Below are 21,248 nucleotides of genomic sequence, written 5' to 3'. Positions count from 1 at the left end.
TCCCCCTTTATTTTAATCGAGTCTTATAATCGTATCTCTTTTATGAAATTAGCACCAACATAAATATTTATTTTTATTTGTTTTTATTAAAAAAAATAGAGAGCCATCAACTCTCTATTTCATAACCCCTATTCAAACGTAACTTCTACCTGCACAATCTCCGACCTACTACCAAGTCTAAGCGGGGGTCCCCAAAATCCAAATCCAGAAGAAACAATTGCGTGGAACGCACCTTTTTGTGCGTATCCCCAGTCTAGCTCGTACATTCTTCTCGTTACAATATGATTGGGCGCCATTTGTCCGCGGTGCGTATGACCGGATAATAATAAATCTACACCTGCCGCTGCTGCTTGTTTCAACTCAAATGGCTGGTGATCCATTGCGATAACAGGCATCGATTTATCTACCGTACTCATTAATTGTTCAAAGCTTTGACGATCTCGCTCTGTTTTATCTCTTCTTCCAACGAGATAAAAGTCATCTTCAATTGTAATTACTTCATCTAAAAGAATACGAATATCAATCTTATCCATCTCTTGTAAAAACTCTGGAACTGCTCTGCCGTAATATTCATGGTTTCCTAATACGCCATATACGCCTAATGGTGCTTTCATTTGTTTCATGATTGGTCCCATATTCTTTTGAATGAACACACCTGGATGATCATCGATAATATCACCTGGTAGCAAAATAATATCGGGCTCCATCTCATTTACATGACGAACAAGTCTTTTTAAATGCGAAACGCCAGACAGTTTACCGAAATGCATATCAGAAGCCATCGCAATGCGTAAACTTTTACGCCCCTCTACCTTTTTCGGTATGTGCACCTCGTACTTTCTTACTACCGGGCTATACGCATTAAATACTCCATACGCAAAGATAAAGATAAATGCAGCTATCACAGCCGCCCCTGTCCAAATAATTGCCGCTTCTTTCTCTACTGAAAACTGTAAAAGAAAGACCATAATATTAGCTAATGGCAACAACATAAGCGCGTATTGTATGACCGCGAACCAAATTGAACCGATCGTTCGTAGAAATGGCAAAAACTTAAACACTTGCACGAGAATGTACGCATATGAAATAAATGCGACTATGAAAGCATAATATCCCCAAGATTCCCAGCCAAATACCGCATGAAGCCAAACCCATCCGTTCCAGCCGATGTAAAACATAAGTAGTGTGTATATAATTAATATGGTAAATATATTGAGATAACGAAGATTCTTCACAGCCAGCCTCCTTATTGATTTCTTTTATTATAACTTGTTATGCACTTATAACGTAAATATTAAGCGCTTCAATCTTCAGAATAAGAACATTGATAAACATATTGTCTTAAAATTTTTAAGAACGGCTGTAATGGACATTTTCGAGTCTTAAGTGTTGGATGAAATTCTATTATCTTTATCCTTCAAAACTCATCTATGCAATTATGCATAACCATCCATTACGTTTTATTTTCATGTTACGATATAAATGTAATACGACATATATCGACAAAGATAAAAGGAAGTGATTGTATGAAACGTTCTAAAACCTACTTAAAATGTTTAGCATTATCCGCTGTTTTTGCTAGTAGTGCTGTAACTCTTTCAACACCTGCTACTTACGCTCAAACGACGTCACAAGTTGTAACAGATATCGGGCAAAATGCAAAAACACATACGAGCTATAATACATTTAATAATGATCAAGCTGATAATATGACAATGTCTTTAAAGGTAACTTTTATCGATGACCCAAGCGCTGATAAACAGATTGCCGTTATTAATACAACTGGTAGTTTTCTAAAAGCAAATCCTACTATAAGTGATGCACCTATTGATAACTACCCAATCCCTGGCGCTAGTGCAACATTACGTTATCCTTCACAATATGATGTTGCATTTAACCTTCAAGATAACAGCGCTCGTTTCTTTAACGTAGCACCTACAAATGCTGTAGAAGAAACGACTGTAACATCTAGCGTATCTTATCAACTTGGTGGCTCTGTTAAAGCTTCTGTAACGCCTAATGGACCTAGCGGTGAAGCTGGTGCAACTGGTCAAGTCACTTGGTCTGACTCTGTAAGCTATAAACAAACTAGTTATAAAACAAATTTAATTGACCAAACAAACAAAAACGTAAAATGGAACGTATTCTTTAACGGATATAACAATCAAAACTGGGGTATTTACACACGTGACTCCTATCATTCTTTATATGGAAACCAACTTTTCATGTACTCTCGCACATACCTATATGAATCTGATGCAAAAGGTAATTTAATACCGATGGATCAACTTCCAGCATTAACAAATAGCGGTTTCTCTCCTGGTATGATTGCTGTTGTTATCTCTGAAAAAAATACAGATCAATCTAACTTACAAGTCGCTTATACAAAACACGCCGATGACTACCAACTTCGTCCAGGCTTCACATTCGGAACTGCAAACTGGGTTGGAAACAACGTAAAAGACGTTGATCAAAAAACATTTAATAAATTGTTCACACTAGATTGGAAGAATAAGAAATTGGTAGAGAAAAAATAAGTAAAAAAACGAAGGGACTATTTAGACTCTTCGTTTTTTTACTTATTCATAATAAGATCCCGCGAGTAATACCGTCGCTATGAAATTCCATGATATATTTTTAGGCATCTCTTTACCTTTATTTTGAAAAGCATCCATTAAAATATCAATGCTTTCATCACTTATAATCAATTTATCCCCTTTTATTTCCTCTTTATAAAAAGACATATTTTCTCTCCTTTACTCTCTTATACATATCCCTTGAAGACTCTCTTTTTCTTTCTATCACACTAAACCACGCACCACTTCTTCTAATAATAAATTCAACCATTCATCCAATTTGTTTTAAAACACTCTAATACACTCAGCTTTCTTTCCATAGTACTATCTCGACATTATACTCATTCTTTAGAAAAGAAAAAGCACTTCTCATTGCTTCATCTACTACAATAAGGCTAGAATAAATTAATCCTCTTTGAGCATCGTCATATCCAATGAAATGTAATACTTCTTTTGTATATAACATGAAATCTTCTAATTCTAATTGCACACCAAAGTCCCAATTTTCATGTGCATACCATACAATAATCTTCTTAGACAATACACTAGTTAATTCACGTTCAAATTCTTTTATTTCATTGATAACTTGTTCAGCATTTAATTCACTCATAACTTTGATAGGATTCGGTGTTTCATCAATTAAAAAGTTTACTAATGAAGCAATTTTCTTCCCGCTAATAATCTCAAATTCTTTTATAGACGGACATAACATTAAAAACTTTTCTCTAGTAGCCTTTTCCTCTACCTTTTCTCTTAACATTGCAATTTTCTTTAAACGTTCATTCACATTTATCACCTCATACATTCAGTAAATTAACATAATAAAGCGTATCATCCGTTTGAAAATACATAACCGATCCGCGGCTATAATAATTAACAAATTGAATCGGCTCTCCAAAATGTTCATAGTATTTTTTCTGAATGTCACTTAATTTATTTTTTCGAAAAAAATTCATTTATGCTCTACACCCCTCTTTCTACTATACAACCTTGTTATTAAAGATAGATTTCTTCTTTCCAACTACTGGATTTAGATTGAACTACTATTAGATTTTCACTTTCCCATTTTAATGTACCCAAAAATCTTGCATACACCATTTCATTCCCTACCTCTTCTACCAATAGTTGATTTCGAATCTTTAATCCCTTTTCATCATACACTTCACATCGTAGCTGGAAACCTTTAACACGATGAATTCCTTTTAATATCGCTATCTTCTTACGGCTTGGGCTTTTCTTAGGTGTCTTCCCAACTAAAAATATTCCTTCATAGTTTTGCTTCACAATTTCATCTAAAGATTCCTCTATATACCCTTTAACAACAGATGATGAAAGAGTAGAGTTTTCTTCAAGTCCAAGGACAACATATTGGCGTACTAATTTGCAAAACTCTTTATATTTCTCTTCAACTGAATTTAATGCTAAAAAGTCCATAAAATCATATGGAACATATATACGAATTTCACCCAAAGCTCTATTCACTTCATATGAAATATCAGTGTTTTCGTTAGCTAAACAAAAGACAGTTACTTTTTCAATCTCTCTTAATCCCATCTCAAACTCGCTAACTTTCTTTGAGAAAATTAGCTCAAAAATTCTAATTTCATGTACAAGCAAATAATGTTTTTTAGGACGTTTCTTTTTCCAATCGTAAAACTTTACTTCAAGCAATATAATTCACTCCTTTAAATTTATCACCATGCATCGGGGACCTATGATACCTTTTATTAATTTATTAAACTGTACTCCTTTTTCATTCTACCTTATCTATATTTTTAATATCCTCTACTCACAATGCACGCGGTGACATAACAGCCATAAATATATCACTTCTCTCACCTGGTGCCATATACATTCCTTCTGCATCTAAATATTCAATGGAAAAGGCTGCTAGCTCATACGCCATTTCTTGATCGCATTCAAAAAGTGGATTTATAAAAACCTCACTTCCTGTAATCTTTTGTAAACCTTTCAAACAGTTAGACTTACTTCTTGCATAATCAGCCGCATTCTCATTAGACCAGGACCACATCCAACTGTTACTCTTTTCAGACCAAGAACCTATAAAAACAACACTAAATTCAAGTAATACTTGATCATTTTTTTTAAACTGTAATATACATCGATCTTGATCATACCAATACTCATCAAAGTTATAGATATTATAAACCGAAATGAATTTTTGCTGTTTACTTTCTAATTTGTCATAACACATAACAAGATAATTCTCGAATTGTTCATCCGTCATTGCCAATTATCACACGCTCCCTTCATTCAAGATTTCCGCTACAAACAATATATCTTACTCTCTCAAAACCTATATAAAGTAAAACTTTAATTAGTCCTTACCAATCGGGCTTTTACCGGTAGCCCCCCGCCCACATATCATATACCTTTCTACCACTAAGATATCTTAATATATACAAAGAAAGAAGAACTTATATAAGCCCTTCTTTCCATAAATAGTTTCTTTACTACATCTAATTTATTTTATCACGATAATTAAATTCACTATTACACAAATACACCCCAACCATCTGTATATCCACTAAACTCTTCACCGAGTTTATTCAATTCCTTTTGCATCTCTACGATATCCTCATAAATTAAGAACATTTCTTTAGAACAAGTACATGTCCAATCTTCAAATTCTTCATTAAAGCTACCAAATTCTATCCCTTTACAGACACTAAAATCATCATCTACAACATTACTTTCTGCAAAAGAGAACTACTTTAATCTACACAATGTTTCTATAAAACTTATTGTAATTACATCCCCACAACTAAAAATATTTAGGACCTCTAAATATTAAATAGCAGAAAAATCTTCAATTAGACCTTGCAGTAGCTTTAATTTTAATTCTTTTTTGTTCATATAATTCCTTCCCGTTCTCTATTTTGATTTATCCCACGAGGATTAGATACATGTCCTATCCTATATATAAAGAAAAAAGAGCCTATATTCGCTCTTCCTTCATACAAACATTTAACAAATGCATCTTTCTAACCACTAACTTTTCTGGTGATATATTAATAGCCTCTAAAAGCAAACTGAATATACATGTATGTACCAACACCATAAACAACAAAAGCAACTATAGTAATTAGCCAATTTTCACGAGTTTTTTGTACATACTTCGAGCATGCCCAAAAAAGAAGTAAAATAATTAATTGAATTGCAGTCACTTTTGAGACAGCAATTATAGTAGTTTCTGTAACATATAATATCCACACTCCTAGAGACATACGTATGATTGGAATAATAAACAAAAACCTATTCTTACTAATACTTTCTTTAATATCAAACAGATAATTTTCTTGAAAAAAAACGACCAATGTTAATATAAGACTTAAACTCAAAACTATAATAAACTCTAAAAATTCTAGAAACGCTATCCACATCAACAATTCCCTCTTTCTTTTCCTATAGCATAAGGTTCATTGTAAATTTTTAATGCAGCTATTCTATTTTTACTAGAAAGATTCAACAATCGTTTTGCATTCACATCATACTAATATGTAACATTACCATGCATCTTAAACTACCATTAATTTGTTATCAAGATTATATCGAATTGTTTATAAAATACATATAGAAAAAAGTAGAGCCAACACTAGCTCTTCTGCATCAATACGAAGTATCCCCGCTCATGGAGATACTAATTACTTATATACGTCTCTCCAAAACTCGATGGATTTCCTTTCAAATTTCACTAACGCTTTTATAATTCATCTTCTACATAAAATACTACATTTTGAAAACTGCTTTTAAATTTCTCTATGCTATAGTCATCATCACTGGCAAACATTAAAATTGATGTATCAAAAAAACCAAACTCCATTAATGATCCTGGCAACGTTAAATTGTACTCATCTTTCCAATACTCTCTATTTTCTGTAATAATTGGAGTGTCTGGAATACTTTCAAGGAGTTTTTCATTTCCTTTCTCCACAGCAATCACCACTCCAAATATAAGTAAAACTTTATACTCTTTCAAAAAGCTATAAAGATTTTCACCTGAAATATAAAATTTTTCTTGCTCAAATATGGTATCCATCACTTCCGCTCCGCCTTTAAATACGTGCGGCACCATATCTGCAAATATCCAATCATACTTGCTCATATCCTCAAACATAAATGAGAGCATTTCGTTTATATATTCTGAATTATCTGCTACATGCAATCTCATAGTATCACCATTTCTTTCCTAGAGAGTACCATACAGTATGTTCTGCTTTTCCTTTTTCCAGTTAAAATAATGTTTTATGAGGAACTACAGGGTGTTCCTTAGTATTTTCGTACTACATAATATTCACCTGTAAAATGTCCCACTATATCAATTCTTTGATATTAAAAACTTGTAAAATATCTTGCTCTAACTTTATTGCATTAAAGTCCGACGTAGCCTTTTCCCCTAACAGTCTAATAGATTGAACAATATTTCCAATTATCAATATTTTCCTCGTAGCATAATCTGCAGATAAAAATGCTTCATAGTCAATCCTTAATCTAAAATCTGCTTCTTTACTCTTCCTTTTAAAGAGCTTTCTTTCTTTATGAAAACCCGCATCTTCATATTCCGGAGTTATGTTAACTACTATAGGGATTATAGCTATTTCTTCTACTTCGCTACCATAATTATTACTATTTAATTTTTCAAAGTCACTACCGATTTCTGAAATTATATTTATAAATTCCTCAGCAATGTCACCTTCTAATTCACCACTCAAAAAAAACCTCATAATCACTCATCCTTTTCAATTATTACTTTTATTTAGCGGGGGACGCTTTCTATCTGTTTCATATAATGGATTGATAGTGCCACTCTTTCTCCTACCTTATATATCTTTTTATAGGGATATACTTTTAAATTTTACGTAGAATATATCTTTCAGGCGGGCCGCTCCCCTGCTCAGCTTGAAAATATAATAATTTACTCGGTATGCATGAAATTAAACAAGGTAAACCACACCAAATAACTTTTTCTATTGCACATTCTAATCCCATAAAACTCCCATCAATTTCACTAATAAGGGACATTACGTAACAAGAATCCTTTGCTCCATATTTTTTTAATTGCGTTGATATTCCTTCAGCATACACCATATTTTTTGGGATAGATTCAAAATACATAGAATTTAAGATAGTGTCATGGTTATGCGCCAAACGCCCTAATGCCTTCACTCTTTTTTTAGGTGAAGTTAGTTCAAAAATAATTCTATCCTGGATTTTTTTTTGAAAAAAACTCCTAACTATGAGTTCTTCATATTCTTTATCCATGTATCTTTTATCCTCCTATATTCTTAAAGTTACCTTTTCTGAAAAATATAAGTGGTGCGACATATATATATTAATTAACTTTGGATATCTCCAGTATCTCCTTGCGCTAAAAAAATCATTTAATTACCTCTTATTATTTTCATGTTGCATAAATATCGAAATTATTACTAGCAATTGTTAAAAGCGCACCATCATATTGAATAAATGCACACGCCGATGATGGAACTAATTCGATTTGTGGTACAACACATTCTCCCATTAAACACTTCATCAATTTACTTTGATTTATTTCCTCTAGTTTAATACCAACGCTATTTCCTAAACTGATAATAGCAAAAGTATTTTCTATACTTACACCATAAAAATACTTGATTATATATGATACTTCTGTCCTTGGTATAGAATCAAAAACAAAGAAAATGTTCCTTCTTCCCGAATCAAAAACTGTGTAGGAAATGTTTTTAGACTCTATTTCTTCTTTCACATTTTTTTCCTCAGATTTATCTACATGTACAATAAACTGATTAATCCTCTCTTGAACAAGTAAACTTAAATTATCAACATTACGATTATAATCATCAAATAAATCTGTTTCATAAATATCAGTTATATTACTAACACGGTATATATTTGCATCTTCAATACGTTGAACCTTTTCGAATGTAAACTCCATAGTACACCTTCTTTTCTCTCAAAGTTATATTTATCCCTATTCCATCCTACTATTCTCATTTAATAATATTAAGTTTATCTATTCCTATTTGTTTTTATAAATCAATAATAATCTAATTCTCCTCACAGAGAATCCGCTTTTCACCTTATAATACGCTACTTGTAGAGTATGCATACCATTCCCTTTTCCATATCTGTTTCGTATAACGGATTAATGTTGTCTCCATTTAAATCAAAATTCCGAATTATAGGCATTTAAATCCCTAGCTTCTTTAAAGTAATTTCTAAATTTATCATCAATATTTATATCGTTACTTAATAACAACATCAAACTGGAATCCCAACAAACAATTTCAAGTTTTGCTTGAGGGTGCTGAATATTTGGACTTGGTACCCAGAGCCCTTCGTTTCCATTTGCATAGGGCTCTACAAGCAAATTATTAATATCAATGTTTATAGACTTATCAAACGCAGATAGTACGCCCCAAATAAATTGAGGATTATATTTCTTTACGAGATTTGAAAGATCTTCACCTGCTATCCAAACTATTGGATACGACATTTTAGGATAATCTCGGATAAGTTTCTCTTCCTGATGTGCGACAATCTCCATGTCTGTTATAAGCCAATTAAACTCTTTTTCCCTACCTTCAAATGAGTCAAAAACGGAAGCCAAAACTGTATGTTTAGATCCATGTAAAATGAAGTTCATCCAATCCCTCCAATTAGTAACAATCGATAAGTTAGCCTTCTTGAACTTATTATGTGTAGATAATTAAACAAATACCAATGAATACTGTTACTATACACAATATAATAGTTGTTGCAGTATCTAGCAAAATGCTTACGGCTAGGAAAATTATTGATTTAAGAGCAAAAGAAGGCCCTTTTTCTTTCCATTGCCGATAGATTTGTATCATTGCATAAATTAATGGAATCATACCACCTATAATCAGAATAATCCCTATTATTTTCCCCATGTTTCCCCTCCTTTTAAAGATTCGAATCAATAAATATACTATATAATCATAGGCCCTCAGAATATATCCTTATATTTTTGGAGTTATTCTACACATGCAAAACTCTGTAATCATAGCTACGCTCGTATTAAGTGCATTGTTAGGAGTTATATAATCTTTCATTCTGTAATTAACGGAACTTTCCATCAGCTAAAAACTTTACAATACAGCTTAACATTTTCTAGGGTATTAAATTTCCTAAGATATCAATTAGCTCTTCTAATGCTCTTCCCAAATCGTTTATATTGTCTCATTCATCAAAACCTTTTTCCATTAATTCATCTACTATAATATCTCTCAATTTATTTATTTTTTCAGTTTCTATCATACTTAAGTCTTCATAAACATTTAACCATAGTAAATGTTTATTTTGTGATTCTAATGTCTGTTTCAATAAAATCTGCATCTCTTTATTTAATTTAAACAACCTTATCTTCTCCTTTCCCAGTTTATTTTGAACCCTTAGCAAAAGTTGTAATTACTTTACCTTTTTTATTTAAAACTACTACAGCCTGTTTACTAGTAGATTTAGCTCTACCACCACTTTGTATAACTTTTTCGCCAGTTTTAACGGCATTTAAAATGGCCTTAGATGATACTCCTACACCATTACGACTAATTGCCTATACCATTTCTTTTCTTTCATAAACTCACCTCGCTGAAATATTTTTTAACACAATAATGTTACATATCCAAATCTAAATAAAATAAAGAGTAAAGTAAATACAGTTTAAAAATAAATACATCTATCATAAAAAAGAAAAGACGATTTCTTTTCTCATTAATGCTTGTAGTATCCCAATCCATTTAACGATTGATAAAATAAGACAAGGGCTTTTTTGGAATCATCGGTTAAACTTGTAATTTAGTTGAAGAAGGAACAAACTGATGATGCGGAAAAACGTAGTATATAGAAGACTATGTAAGGAGTTTGTCATATGATTGATAACAGAATTTCGAAAGATTATGATCATGAAATAGATGATTCTTTAAAAGAAATTACAGATACAACCATCTTACTTAATTTTCAAAAAGCGATTGTAAGTTTATATCCTCATCTAATACCAATTCATGCTTTTGCCTATGACGCATGGGATGATATTGTAATGCCATTGTTTTATGAGATGGTATATAAAACTTTTGCTTTTAAATACGGGATAGATATTAACTTTAAAGAAACTCATACCTATATGTTTTCACTTAATAGTTATAAAGGGATACATCACATCGAGTGTGTTCCAAAGTGCACAACATTTAAGATTTATATTAACGAAGAATGGATTGAAATGGATAATAAAAGTTTGAAAGAAAATGTATTTGTATTTAAGTCATTTGGGGATGGATTGCATTTTCTAACTGGTGGAATTGAAATTGAAGATGCTTATCGTGTAGGATTTGACCTTGTTGAGGTTGATATTGTTTCTACCATAACAGGTCTTCCATCTAAAACAAGTATTTTTATTGATAAAGAGCATGTAGACTTTGTGTTTGTCGCAGAAACATATGATACAAATATCCAAAATTAAAAATTTTATGTAAGAACGTAGGAAGAATATCTTCATTACTACTCGTACCAAATAGTTGTGTGAACACGCTCCGCTATTATATATGCAAACTTCCGACTACATTTCATATGAGAAAAAGTTATTACGATAAACAAAGAAAAGGTCTCCTAAAATATCTTTTAGGAGACCTTTTCTTATTAATAGATTTTGTAATTTAAGAGTGAACACTCTTAAATTACAAAATCCTCCGGAATAAACACTTTCACTTCTTTCGGCTGTACGTATACGAAATCACCCGCTTGAATGTTCAGCTGCTTGAACTGTTCTTTCGTAATTTCTGCTTCTAAATATTCATCTGTTCCGTCTCGTTTTAATTCTACATATACGATATTTCCGACTGCGTGAGAATAAGATACTTTTGCCGGGATTGCATCTATGCTCTGTTTCGTACGAGAGATTGATAAGTCATGCGGCCTTACGTAGGCTATTCCGTCTACGTTGGAAACGTGCTTATGCTCTGGTGCTTCTAGTTCGACCGATCCTACATTTAGCTTTCCTTTATGAACGCGGCCGTGAAATAAATTTACATTTCCTAAAAAATCGTAAACGAACGGGCTTGCTGGGTTTTCATATACTTCTTCCGGTGTTCCCATTTGTTCAATGCGACCTTCATTCATTACAACGATACGGTCTGCAACGTCTAACGCTTCTTCTTGATCATGCGTTACGAATACGCTCGTAATTTGAAATTCGTCATGTAATTTTCGGAGCCATCTTCGTAATTCTTTTCTCACCTTTGCATCGAGTGCACCGAACGGTTCATCAAGTAATAAAATTTTCGGTTCGACTGCAAGTGCCCGGGCTAGTGCAATACGTTGACGTTGTCCACCAGATAATTGCGCTGGATAACGTTTAGCAAAGCCATCCATTTTTACGAGCTTTAATAATTCTGTTACCTTTTCTTCTATCGCTTCTGCTGACGGTCTTAAGCTTTTCTTTCTTACTTTTAAACCGAAAGCGACATTCTCAAATACATTCATATGTTTAAAGAGCGCATAGTGCTGAAAGACGAAACCGACTTGCCTGTTTTTCACGTGAATGTCTGTTAGATCTTCCCCATCAAATGAAACAGAGCCTCCATCCGCTTCTTCTAATCCTGCAATAATGCGTAATAACGTCGTTTTCCCAGAACCTGACGGGCCTAATAAGGCAACAAGTTCACCTTTTGGAATATCCAAATGAATGTCTGTTAGTGCTTGAAATGTACCATATTGTTTTGATACACCTTGAATTTGAATACTCACCGTAATCCCCCTCTTATTGTCGTTTTTCCATTCGCCATTCAATCCAGTTTTTTATAACGAGTGTAAACACTGCAATTAATGACATTAACGTCGCTACTGCAAATGCTGCTGAAAATTGATATTCATTGTACAAAATTTCAATATGGAGCGGCATCGTATTCGTAATACCGCGCACGTGACCTGATACGACAGAAACGGCTCCAAACTCACCGATAGCACGGGCATTACATAGAATCATGCCGTACAAAAGACCCCATTTTATATTTGGAAGCGTAACACGCCAAAACATTTTCCAGCCACTTGCGCCAAGTGATAAAGCTGCCTCTTCTTCACTTTTCCCTTGCGCCTGCATAATGGGAATTAATTCACGTGCAACGAACGGGAAGGTTACAAAGATTGTTGCGATAATAATGCCTGGTACAGAGAAAATGAGTTTCACTCCATGTTCAAGTAACCATTCGCCAAGAGCACCCCTCGGTGTGAAAAGTAAAACGAATACTAATCCTGCGATAACTGGTGACACAGCAAACGGCAGTTCAATAAGAGAGAGTAATACTTGTTTTCCTTTAAACTGAAACTTTGTAATAAGCCATGCGGCCGCTACCCCAAATATCGTATTAAGCGGCACAACGATTAACGCAACGAGAAGCGTTAATCTAATTGCTGAAAATGCTTCTTGATCTGTAATAGCGGCAATGTATACATCCATCCCTCTTTCAAAGGCTTTTAGAAAAATAGTTATGAGTGGCAGTAATAGAAAGAGAGATAAAAATAAAACTGTAATCGTAATTAATATGCCTGGTACAAGCTTAGATTCTTTTTTAGCTGATACGCTTTTTACTATTTTCTTTTCTAATAATGTTGGTTCCATTTTCTCTCCTCCTATTCACTTTTTAGTTCATGCCTTCTACTCCAGCTTTGAATCATATTAATAAGAAGAAGGAAAAGGAGAGAAATAATAAGCATCACGGTCGCTACAGCTGTTGCCCCCGCATAATCATATTGTTCTAGTTTCGTCATAATCATCAGTGGCGCAATTTCTGTTTTCATCGGCATATTACCTGCGATGAAAACGACAGATCCGTATTCTCCTAATGCTCTTGCAAATGCGAGTGAAAAACCTGCAAGAAGAGCGGGAAAGATCTCTGGTAAAATGATTTTCACAAATATTTGCAAGCGGGATGCACCTAAACTCGAAGCCGCCTCTTCTACTTCTTTATCAATATTTTGCAGCACTGGTTGCACCATTCGAACGACAAATGGTAAACCGATAAAAGTAAGCGCAACGATAATTCCGAGTGGTGTAAAAGCTACTTTTATATGCAACAGGCCAAATATTTTCCCAATCCATCCATTTTCCGCATAAAGCGTTGTAAGTGTAATACCAGCTACAGCTGTCGGAAGTGCAAACGGTAAATCAATGAGTCCATCTAATAGTCGTTTCCCTGGAAATTTGTAGCGTACGAGCACCCAAGCTATTAATAAACCGAAAATGGCATTTACAATAGCCGCTACCAATGAAGTTGTAAAACTAACTTGATAGGAATGCAACACACGCTCGTTCGTTATAACCCCAGCGAACTTCTTCCAACCTAACTGTGAAGTTTGAATAAATACGATAGAAAGTGGTATAAGTACGAATAAGCTCATGTACAACATTGTAAATCCAAGCGATAATCCAAACCCTGGTAAAACACGCTTCTTCCTCATCCTCTTTCACCTCATCCCCCTTTAGCAGTACGCATTATTTTTGATAAATTTTATCGAATACGCCGCCGTCATTAAAGTGTTTTTCTTGTGCTTTTTTCCAGCCACCAAATAGTTCATCTACTGTAAATAATTGAACTTTCGGAAATTGAGATGCATATTTTTCTGCTACTTTTTCATTACGCGGACGATAAAAGTTTTTCGCCGCAATTTCCTGTCCTTTTTCTGAGTACAAATATTCAAGATACCCTTCTGCTACTTTTTTCGTTCCTTTTTTATCAACGACTTTATCTACAACCGCTACTGGTGGTTCTGCAAGTACACTAATAGAAGGGGTTACAATTTCAAATTTATCTTTTCCAAGCTCTTTTTGGGATAATAACGCTTCATTTTCCCATGCGATTAATACGTCACCAATTCCTTTTTCAACAAATGTTGTCGTTGCTCCGCGCGCTCCTGAATCTAATACTTCTACGTTTTTATAAATTTGGCTAACAAACTCTTTCGCCTTATCTTCACTATGATTATATTTTTTCAATGCGTATCCCCACGCCGCTAAATAGTTCCAACGTGCTCCGCCTGATGTTTTTGGGTTTGGTGTAATGACAGACACACCTTTTTTCGTTAAGTCATCCCAGTCTTTAATGCCTTTCGGGTTTCCTTTTCGAACAAGAAATACAATTGTTGACGTGTATGGAGTGGAATTATTCGCAAGTCGCTTCTGCCAATCTTCTGCTAATTGTTTTTTCTTGCTAATGGCATCAATATCATAAGCAAGTGCTAGTGTAACAACGTCTGCTTCTAAGCCATCAATAACAGAACGCGCCTGACTTCCAGATCCCCCGTGTGATTGTTTTACATTTACTGTTTGCCCGTGCTTCTCTTTCCAATACTTCGCAAAATCTTTATTAAAATCTTGATATAACTCCCTAGTTGGATCATAAGAAACATTTAAAAGCTCAACTGTTTTTTTATCCCCACTTCCTTCAGAATTACTAGTGGATGTTGCCGAACCACACCCTGATAAAAGTACAACTGCTGATAATAAAACACCTGTACTTTTCATAAACGCTGCCTTACCCCACTTTTTCATCGTTAAGCCCCCTTAGTTTATACAATAGAAAAAGGCACACAATATATTCACAAATGTGAACATTGTGCGCCTTCAGTTTATCTGATTAGCTTCTAATGTATTGTATTCGATTTCTTTTCATTTTAATTCTGTAATTCATATGTGTCAACTTGGATTTTAAATTTTCTTGCTAAACTAAAATATTGGCATACTTCGAGCCCAATGATTTTTCAAATCAGCAAATTCTTTTGGTAACTTACTATTTTCATTCCATTCTAATTTATATGCATTTACTAACACCGTAGCCATTGATTCACGGTTCATTACTCCATTTTGATTAAAATTACCGTTCTTATCATTTTCAGAGTTCATCCATAATTTCACAAATAAGATATTGCACTCGCCGTAAGCGTTAATCCCTTCTGTTCTATGTATATCTCCTCCTTGTTGGTCATATGAAGCTTTAAATATATGGCACCACAGCTTAATCAATGCACAAAAAAATGAGGCAACCACCTTCAAAGATGGTTGCCTCATTTTTACACTTGCATCGCTTTCTCTCTCAATGCTCTTCTTAACAACTTACCAGTCGTATTCTTCGGTAATTCTATTAAAAACTCAATGCTTTTCGGCACTTTATATTTCGCTAAATGTAACGTGCAGTAATGCATTAGTTCTTCTTCTGTTACGTTTGCTTGCTTCAAAACGACGTACGCCCGCACAGCTTCTCCTAAGTTTTCATCAGGAACACCGATTACAACAACTTCCGCTACTGATTCGTGCGTATATAATACTTCTTCTACTTCACGAGGATATACGTTATAACCGCCAACTAAGACGATATCTTTTTTACGATCAACGATATAGAAGTAACCTTCTTCATCCATTTTCGCCAAGTCACCTGTATATAGCCAGCCGTCTTTCAATGTCGCAGCTGTATCTTCTGGTGCATTATAGTATCCTTTCATAACGTTAGGTCCGCGAACGATTAATTCGCCGACTGCGCCGACAGGTACTTCTTCCCCAAGTTCATTTACAATTTTATTTTCTACATGCCAAATATTTGTGCCAATCGACCCTGGTTTACGAGGACGATCTAGCGGATTGAAACAAGTAACTGGTGATGCTTCTGATAAACCGTATCCTTCTGAAACAATAACGTTAAAACGTTTTTCAAAGTTTTGTAGAAGAGCAACAGGCATCGATGCGCCACCGGAAATACAAAGACGAAGCGTCTTCACATCTTCTGCGCTTGCTTCTTCAAATAAATATAAATAATTGTACATCGTCGGTACGCCAGCAAAGATCGTTGGTTCGTACGTACGACAAATACGGAATACTTCTTTCGGACTAAATTTCGGTAACATTAAAATCGTTGCCCCGTTCACAATCGGTGCATTTACCGCAACTGTTAAACAGAATACATGGAACATAGGCAGTGCCGCAACAACACGGTCATCAGCCGTATATTGTAAATACGAAGCCACATCGCTCGCATTACTATATAAATTTTTATGTGTTAACATAGCGCCTTTCGGTTTTCCAGTTGTGCCCGAAGTGTATAGAATAACCGCTACATCTTCTTCATCTAGTTCAGGACCTTCGTAAGTTGTATCTCCAGTCCCCACAAAACTAGTAAACGTTTTCATTTTTTCGGTTTCTGTATGGTTAAAATCTGATGAGGTTTCGCATATGATGATGTTTTCTAATGAAGGAAGTCTTGTTGTAAGAGATTGTATAACAGGTAGAAGGACGTCGAGTACGATGATTGTTTTTACATCTCCATTTTGTAAAATATAATGCATTTCGTCTGCTGTATAAATTGGATTAACTGGAATAACAGTTGCTCCGGCTTTCATTGTTCCGTATAAACCGACCAAAAAATGTGGTGAGTTCCCAACAACTAATGCGACATTGTCCCCTTTTCCAATGCCCATTTCTGCTAAATTGCCAGAAAACCTTGTGACCATTTTGTTTAATTGGTCATATGAGACCGACTGATCCATAAATATATAAGCCGGTTTATCCCCCTTCTTTTTTGCCGTTTCAGCCAAAGATTGAACGAGATTCACAAAAACCCCACCTTTATAAAATTTAGAATATTTAAAAATTCTAAATTAATTATATTAAAAGAAAATTAAAGTAGCAAGTGATATTCTATTAACTGCATATAGACAGACCACCTACTCTTAGTTTACTTTGGAAGAATAAGGGGATTTTATTTGTAAGTAATTTATGAAACTAGACCAGAAATCATTTTAGGATAATATGCATTCATCTTTTCTCTAAGTTTATTAAGTTCCTCTTTATTTAACGTCGTATGCTCGCCGTGCAAGTTAAGAGCGTCCGCTCCATCTTCATGAAAATACACCGTAACATATAACGTCGGTAACCCTTTGTTGTTTTCATCTATTGATAAGACGACATCTGGCGTTTTATTAACAGTGCTGAATGTTTCATTTCTTTTCCACTTCTTATTTTGAAACATGTCTTGTATATCATGTATCTTTCGTTTGTTATCTGTATGCGTAAAATATATAACATTATCCTCAGCCGGTTTTCCGATAGACAAAATTGTACGACTTGAGGGCAATCCACTGTTACACGCTGTCATTCCGATGACGAAGCTGAGCAATAATATAACGTACATTACTCTTTTCATTTCGATTCGCCTCCTTTTCATATATATATTCCTTTATAAGAGGCAGATGTCCTGTAAGTATACATTTTGTGGTAAATGGAATTATATCGACAAAACTACAAAAAGAAAGAGGCTGCCTTTATGGCAGCCTCCCTCATTTTTAGAAGAATAAATGTAAGAAATCTTCTGTTGTAATGTTACCGAAGTAGCGTGCGATATCTACGCCTTCTAAAGCTGCAGTGAATGCATCTTTATCGAACTGAACGCCTGTTAGACGCTCTTCGATATCATGAACATCTAGTGAACCGAAGAAGTCGCCGTAAATTTTACATTCTGTTACTGTTCCTTTTTTCACTTCAAGACGAACATCAACTTGTCCAACTGGGAAGCGGTGTGAATGTTGTAAGTTGAACTTCGGTGATTTTCCGTAGTTCCAATCCCAATTTTGGTAACGTTCTTCAGAAAGTTTGTGGATCTCTTTCCAATCATTTTCTGTTAATTCATACGTTGGGATTTCTGTTTCTCCTTCGAAAATTGTTTCTAGAAGAAGTTGTCTAAACTCCTCTGTCGTCATTTCTTCGTTTAGGAACTCTGTAATGTTCGCAACGCGGCTACGGATTGATTTAATACCTTTTGATTGGATTTTATCCATTTTTACTTTTAACGCTGATACGACGTGATCGATTTCAGAGTCAAATAGTAACGTACCGTGACTGAACATACGACCTTTCGTTGAGAACTGCGCATTACCTGAAATTTTTCTACCTTCAGCTAAAATGTCGTTACGACCACTTAGTTCTGCATTTACGCCTAATTTACTAAGCGCTTTCGTTACAGGCTCTGTGAATTTTTTGAAGTTGCTGAAACTGTCTCCATCATCTTTCGTAATAAAGCTGAAGTTTAAGTTTCCTAAATCATGATATACTGCGCCTCCGCCTGATAGACGACGAACGACATGAATACCTTTTTCTTTTACGTAATCTGCATTAATTTCTTCTACTGTGTTTTGGTTTTTACCAATGATAATCGAAGGCTCATTAATGTAAAACAGTAAATATGTTTCGTTAATATCTAAATTCTTCACACAATATTCTTCAATCGCTAAGTTTATTCTAGGGTCTGTAATTCCTTTATTATCAATAAATAACATCGTATCACCTCATGAGTTCCATACGTAGCCACTATGCGCTAGCGTAATATGGCCACTGAAAATTTGTTTTGCTTCTGTTACTAAATCAGATGGGTTGCCTGTATGCGGTAAGTGCGTTAATAAAAGTTCTTTTACATTCGCATCTTTTGCAATACTTGCTACTTCTGTACTATTCATATGCCCTGCTTTTGCAGCCTCTTGATGTGCATACATATTACACTCACAAATGAAAAGATCAGCATCTTTCGTGAATGGAATAAACTCAGGAATATAACTGGAATCAGCGCTGTATACTACGATATCACTACCTGCTGTAATGCGCATCGCAAAGCATGTAACAGGATGAACAGTTTTTAAGAATGAAATCGAGAACGGTCCAATTTGAAGTGTTTCTTCTGGATTGTACGCGATTCCTTTCGTATGCGGTTCATGTGTTAAAGAATGGAAACCATTCTCATCAAACGTATGACCGTATATTGGTAGTTCTGGTAGTTGCCTTGTTGTCGCGCTCGTAATTAATCTCGCATATTGCAATACCCCAATATCTGCAACATGATCGTGATGATAGTGCGATAGTACAACTGCATCTATATCAGATGGTGTTATATATTTTTGAAGCTGTGCTAGTACACCACTACCACAGTCTACAAGTAAACGAAAACCATCGTGTTCAAACAAATACCCCGACGTTGCTTCTCCCGCTTCTGGAAAGCCGCCCCAAAAGCCGACAACAGTCATTTTCATATGTATCCATCCTTTCTAAAACCGAGTAGGAATGCAGTTTTTCTCCGTACTTGAGAAAGTTTTTTACTTACATCCTACATTGTTAACTATAATCCATTTCCTAAACTTTTTCATTAATTTTCAATTTTGTTATAAAACAGTTGTTGACTTTTATTTTTTGTACTAATACAATGATAGTAAGAAATGGAAATGGAGGGATTGACATGATCGATCAACCAATGGAGTTTTTCAGAAATTTACCGACGAAAACTTGTGCGCACTGTGGGAAAGAAATTGATGAGCAACACGAAGCATACCATAACAAATGTGACGATTGCGTTCACGAAGAATAGTAGTTTGTGAACAGAAAAAAACCTAGCAGACATAGTCTACTAGGCTAATAACATCTTATCCTTCATCGTTGAACCTTTCACCAAGAGCTCCAGTTCAAACTCATACAATTCTTTTTTTCGATAATTTTTCGTATGGATTTTATCCATCATTAGGTCGACAACTTTTCGGGCCATTTCATCAATTGGCTGTTCAATTGTCGTAATACCTGGTTCTGTAATCTGCGATAATATTTGATTATCAAAACCGATAACAGCGAGATCATCTGGAATGCTCCAGTTATGGCGTTTCGCCTCTGAGATAATTCCAGCTGCTACCTCATCGCCTCCTGCCAAAATCGCGGTAGGATTTTTTTTGTCCTTTAATACTTCATGGAATATTCGTTTTCCATCTTCCCAAGAGAAAGCGTTTTCAAGAAAGTCAATCGCTTCTACTTGGCGGCTCTTCTCAGTTATTGCACGTAAAAAGCCCATTTTTCGCTGCTGGCTAACAACTTTGGTTTCGTTACCACGGCAAAAAATAAGATTACGATATCCTTGATCTAACACATGCTTCGCAGCTATGTATGCTCCTTGCGCATGATCAAACTTCACTGTTGGAATATTTGCTTCCTCAATATATTCATTACACAACACGATTGGACCGTGCTGTAAGTATGGCTCTACATCTTCCCACGGATTTTCTAGTGAACATAGAATAATCCCATCTACTTGCTTCGTAGATAATAATTGTAAATACTCCATCTCTTTTTCCGGTAAATATCTTGTTTGACAAATAATCAGTTTATATTTATGTTCAGAAGCAGCAATCTCGATTGCTTCGATAAATCTACTGAAGAAAGGATTTGTAATCCTTGGAACTAGCACCGCAATTGTTTCCGTTTTTTGTTTACGAAGCCTTCTCGCCGCAGAATTAGGAACGAAGCCTAAATGCTTCATTGCTAATTGAACCCTTTTTTTCTTCTCATCTGAAACATATGGATGATTATTAATCACCCTAGAAACCGTTGTCCTTGATAACCCCGCTAATTTCGCCACGTCCTCTATAGTCGACACGAAATTCTCCCCCTTTGCATGAAAACGTTTTCTTAAATTGATTATATAGTATATTATTGGAAACTGCAATATCGGTTGTTATGATTTTACTATATTAATATTATACATAGGAAAAAGTCTGTTAATGCAGGGGCAATATACTACTTTTAGAAATTTACGTTATGTACATTCCTTTTCTTAATACCATATA

General features: G+C 34.7%; 27 protein-coding genes and 2 pseudogenes. 4 read left to right on the top strand and 25 right to left on the bottom strand.

Annotated features, from left to right (window positions below):
- Positions 1 to 128: 128 nt before the first annotated feature.
- Positions 129 to 1,235, bottom strand: coding sequence for a metallophosphoesterase (locus ACTL4X_RS05730; protein WP_000793735.1), 1,107 nt, complete (start codon positions 1,233 to 1,235; stop codon positions 129 to 131).
- 34 nt (positions 1,236 to 1,269) lie between these two features.
- On the opposite strand from ACTL4X_RS05730, the pseudogene ACTL4X_RS05725 reads away from it, so the two are divergent.
- Positions 1,270 to 1,383 (top strand): annotated as a pseudogene (locus tag ACTL4X_RS05725) (TetR family transcriptional regulator); the annotation flags it as partial.
- Positions 1,384 to 1,526: 143 nt separating this feature from the next.
- Positions 1,527 to 2,537, top strand: a complete 1,011-nt coding sequence (gene cytK2 / locus ACTL4X_RS05720) for a beta-channel forming cytolysin CytK2 (RefSeq protein ID WP_000830632.1) — start codon at positions 1,527 to 1,529, stop codon at positions 2,535 to 2,537.
- Between the two features lie 42 nt (positions 2,538 to 2,579).
- Here the strand turns inward: cytK2 and ACTL4X_RS05715 are convergent, their stop codons facing one another.
- From ACTL4X_RS05715 to ACTL4X_RS05650, 14 genes and pseudogenes are all read right to left on the bottom strand, one after another.
- The gene (locus tag ACTL4X_RS05715; protein WP_176342306.1) at positions 2,580 to 2,744 is read right to left on the bottom strand and encodes a hypothetical protein; all 165 of its coding nucleotides are present in this window, start codon (positions 2,742 to 2,744) and stop codon (positions 2,580 to 2,582) included.
- Between the two features lie 136 nt (positions 2,745 to 2,880).
- A complete protein-coding gene (locus tag ACTL4X_RS05710) occupies positions 2,881 to 3,363 on the bottom strand; it encodes a hypothetical protein (RefSeq protein WP_086401893.1) in 483 nt (160 codons plus the stop codon).
- Between the two features lie 10 nt (positions 3,364 to 3,373).
- Positions 3,374 to 3,532 (bottom strand): hypothetical protein, encoded by a 159-nt coding sequence (locus ACTL4X_RS05705; RefSeq protein ID WP_162871155.1) that lies wholly within the window; start codon positions 3,530 to 3,532, stop codon positions 3,374 to 3,376.
- Positions 3,533 to 3,572: 40 nt separating this feature from the next.
- Positions 3,573 to 4,247, bottom strand: coding sequence for a hypothetical protein (locus ACTL4X_RS05700; RefSeq protein WP_140161666.1), 675 nt, complete (start codon positions 4,245 to 4,247; stop codon positions 3,573 to 3,575).
- 118 nt (positions 4,248 to 4,365) lie between these two features.
- Positions 4,366 to 4,830 (bottom strand): DUF6882 domain-containing protein, encoded by a 465-nt coding sequence (locus tag ACTL4X_RS05695; RefSeq protein ID WP_086401894.1) that lies wholly within the window; start codon positions 4,828 to 4,830, stop codon positions 4,366 to 4,368.
- Positions 4,831 to 5,090: 260 nt separating this feature from the next.
- Positions 5,091 to 5,237 (bottom strand): annotated as a pseudogene (locus tag ACTL4X_RS05690) (ribonuclease E inhibitor RraB); the annotation flags it as partial.
- Positions 5,238 to 5,608: 371 nt separating this feature from the next.
- On the bottom strand, positions 5,609 to 5,980 hold the full coding sequence (locus ACTL4X_RS05685) for a hypothetical protein (RefSeq protein ID WP_074553938.1): 372 nt from the start codon (positions 5,978 to 5,980) through the stop codon (positions 5,609 to 5,611).
- Between the two features lie 320 nt (positions 5,981 to 6,300).
- A complete protein-coding gene (locus tag ACTL4X_RS05680; RefSeq protein ID WP_086401895.1) occupies positions 6,301 to 6,768 on the bottom strand; it encodes a hypothetical protein in 468 nt (155 codons plus the stop codon).
- 142 nt (positions 6,769 to 6,910) lie between these two features.
- On the bottom strand, positions 6,911 to 7,321 hold the full coding sequence (locus ACTL4X_RS05675; RefSeq protein ID WP_086401896.1) for an Imm44 family immunity protein: 411 nt from the start codon (positions 7,319 to 7,321) through the stop codon (positions 6,911 to 6,913).
- Between the two features lie 124 nt (positions 7,322 to 7,445).
- The gene (locus ACTL4X_RS05670) at positions 7,446 to 7,859 is read right to left on the bottom strand and encodes a hypothetical protein (RefSeq protein ID WP_043936596.1); all 414 of its coding nucleotides are present in this window, start codon (positions 7,857 to 7,859) and stop codon (positions 7,446 to 7,448) included.
- A gap of 139 nt (positions 7,860 to 7,998) precedes the next feature.
- Positions 7,999 to 8,532: a hypothetical protein gene (locus ACTL4X_RS05665; RefSeq protein WP_000397230.1), complete on the bottom strand. Its 534-nt coding sequence runs from the start codon at positions 8,530 to 8,532 to the stop codon at positions 7,999 to 8,001.
- Between the two features lie 231 nt (positions 8,533 to 8,763).
- Positions 8,764 to 9,243 carry a hypothetical protein gene (locus tag ACTL4X_RS05660; protein WP_071739486.1) on the bottom strand — a complete coding sequence of 160 codons (480 nt, stop codon included), beginning with the start codon at positions 9,241 to 9,243 and terminating at the stop codon, positions 8,764 to 8,766.
- Positions 9,244 to 9,292: 49 nt separating this feature from the next.
- Positions 9,293 to 9,511 (bottom strand): hypothetical protein, encoded by a 219-nt coding sequence (locus ACTL4X_RS05655; RefSeq protein WP_016117399.1) that lies wholly within the window; start codon positions 9,509 to 9,511, stop codon positions 9,293 to 9,295.
- A gap of 289 nt (positions 9,512 to 9,800) precedes the next feature.
- Positions 9,801 to 9,977, bottom strand: a complete 177-nt coding sequence (locus tag ACTL4X_RS05650; protein WP_225989763.1) for a hypothetical protein — start codon at positions 9,975 to 9,977, stop codon at positions 9,801 to 9,803.
- Positions 9,978 to 10,488: 511 nt separating this feature from the next.
- Between ACTL4X_RS05650 and ACTL4X_RS05645 the strand changes: the two genes are divergently transcribed.
- A complete protein-coding gene (locus ACTL4X_RS05645; RefSeq protein WP_000566764.1) occupies positions 10,489 to 11,076 on the top strand; it encodes a hypothetical protein in 588 nt (195 codons plus the stop codon).
- A 209-nt stretch (positions 11,077 to 11,285) separates the two neighbouring features.
- Here the strand turns inward: ACTL4X_RS05645 and ACTL4X_RS05640 are convergent, their stop codons facing one another.
- From ACTL4X_RS05640 to ACTL4X_RS05600, 9 genes are all read right to left on the bottom strand, one after another.
- On the bottom strand, positions 11,286 to 12,359 hold the full coding sequence (locus ACTL4X_RS05640) for a sulfate/molybdate ABC transporter ATP-binding protein (protein ID WP_000027105.1): 1,074 nt from the start codon (positions 12,357 to 12,359) through the stop codon (positions 11,286 to 11,288).
- Positions 12,360 to 12,372: 13 nt separating this feature from the next.
- Positions 12,373 to 13,230: a sulfate ABC transporter permease subunit CysW gene (gene cysW / locus ACTL4X_RS05635; protein ID WP_000433826.1), complete on the bottom strand. Its 858-nt coding sequence runs from the start codon at positions 13,228 to 13,230 to the stop codon at positions 12,373 to 12,375.
- 11 nt (positions 13,231 to 13,241) lie between these two features.
- Complete coding sequence (cysT, locus tag ACTL4X_RS05630; RefSeq protein ID WP_048534210.1) at positions 13,242 to 14,069, bottom strand: sulfate ABC transporter permease subunit CysT; 828 nt, start codon at positions 14,067 to 14,069, stop codon at positions 13,242 to 13,244.
- A 34-nt stretch (positions 14,070 to 14,103) separates the two neighbouring features.
- Positions 14,104 to 15,159, bottom strand: coding sequence for a sulfate ABC transporter substrate-binding protein (locus tag ACTL4X_RS05625; RefSeq protein ID WP_086401897.1), 1,056 nt, complete (start codon positions 15,157 to 15,159; stop codon positions 14,104 to 14,106).
- Between the two features lie 174 nt (positions 15,160 to 15,333).
- Positions 15,334 to 15,510: a hypothetical protein gene (locus ACTL4X_RS05620; RefSeq protein WP_001986183.1), complete on the bottom strand. Its 177-nt coding sequence runs from the start codon at positions 15,508 to 15,510 to the stop codon at positions 15,334 to 15,336.
- 167 nt (positions 15,511 to 15,677) lie between these two features.
- On the bottom strand, positions 15,678 to 17,210 hold the full coding sequence (locus ACTL4X_RS05615; RefSeq protein ID WP_001055150.1) for a fatty acid--CoA ligase family protein: 1,533 nt from the start codon (positions 17,208 to 17,210) through the stop codon (positions 15,678 to 15,680).
- A 161-nt stretch (positions 17,211 to 17,371) separates the two neighbouring features.
- Complete coding sequence (locus tag ACTL4X_RS05610) at positions 17,372 to 17,800, bottom strand: hypothetical protein (protein WP_000832612.1); 429 nt, start codon at positions 17,798 to 17,800, stop codon at positions 17,372 to 17,374.
- A gap of 139 nt (positions 17,801 to 17,939) precedes the next feature.
- On the bottom strand, positions 17,940 to 18,929 hold the full coding sequence (locus tag ACTL4X_RS05605; protein WP_000897285.1) for a lipoate--protein ligase: 990 nt from the start codon (positions 18,927 to 18,929) through the stop codon (positions 17,940 to 17,942).
- A 9-nt stretch (positions 18,930 to 18,938) separates the two neighbouring features.
- Complete coding sequence (locus tag ACTL4X_RS05600) at positions 18,939 to 19,673, bottom strand: MBL fold metallo-hydrolase (protein WP_000784668.1); 735 nt, start codon at positions 19,671 to 19,673, stop codon at positions 18,939 to 18,941.
- A gap of 203 nt (positions 19,674 to 19,876) precedes the next feature.
- Between ACTL4X_RS05600 and yhfH the strand changes: the two genes are divergently transcribed.
- Entirely contained in the window at positions 19,877 to 20,005 is a 129-nt protein-coding gene (gene yhfH, locus ACTL4X_RS05595; protein ID WP_000567010.1) for a protein YhfH, read from the top strand.
- Between the two features lie 39 nt (positions 20,006 to 20,044).
- Here yhfH and ACTL4X_RS05590 read toward each other — a convergent pair whose 3' ends face one another.
- Positions 20,045 to 21,058: a LacI family DNA-binding transcriptional regulator gene (locus tag ACTL4X_RS05590; RefSeq protein ID WP_000103715.1), complete on the bottom strand. Its 1,014-nt coding sequence runs from the start codon at positions 21,056 to 21,058 to the stop codon at positions 20,045 to 20,047.
- Between the last annotated feature and the right edge of the window lie 190 nt (positions 21,059 to 21,248).

The sequence above is a fragment of the Bacillus sp. RE35 genome, assembly GCF_052146655.1.
Classification (GTDB): Bacteria; Bacillota; Bacilli; order Bacillales; family Bacillaceae_G; genus Bacillus_A; species Bacillus_A cereus.
Note: the sequence above shows the minus strand (reverse complement) of the source record. Positions and strands in the feature narration are given on the sequence as shown.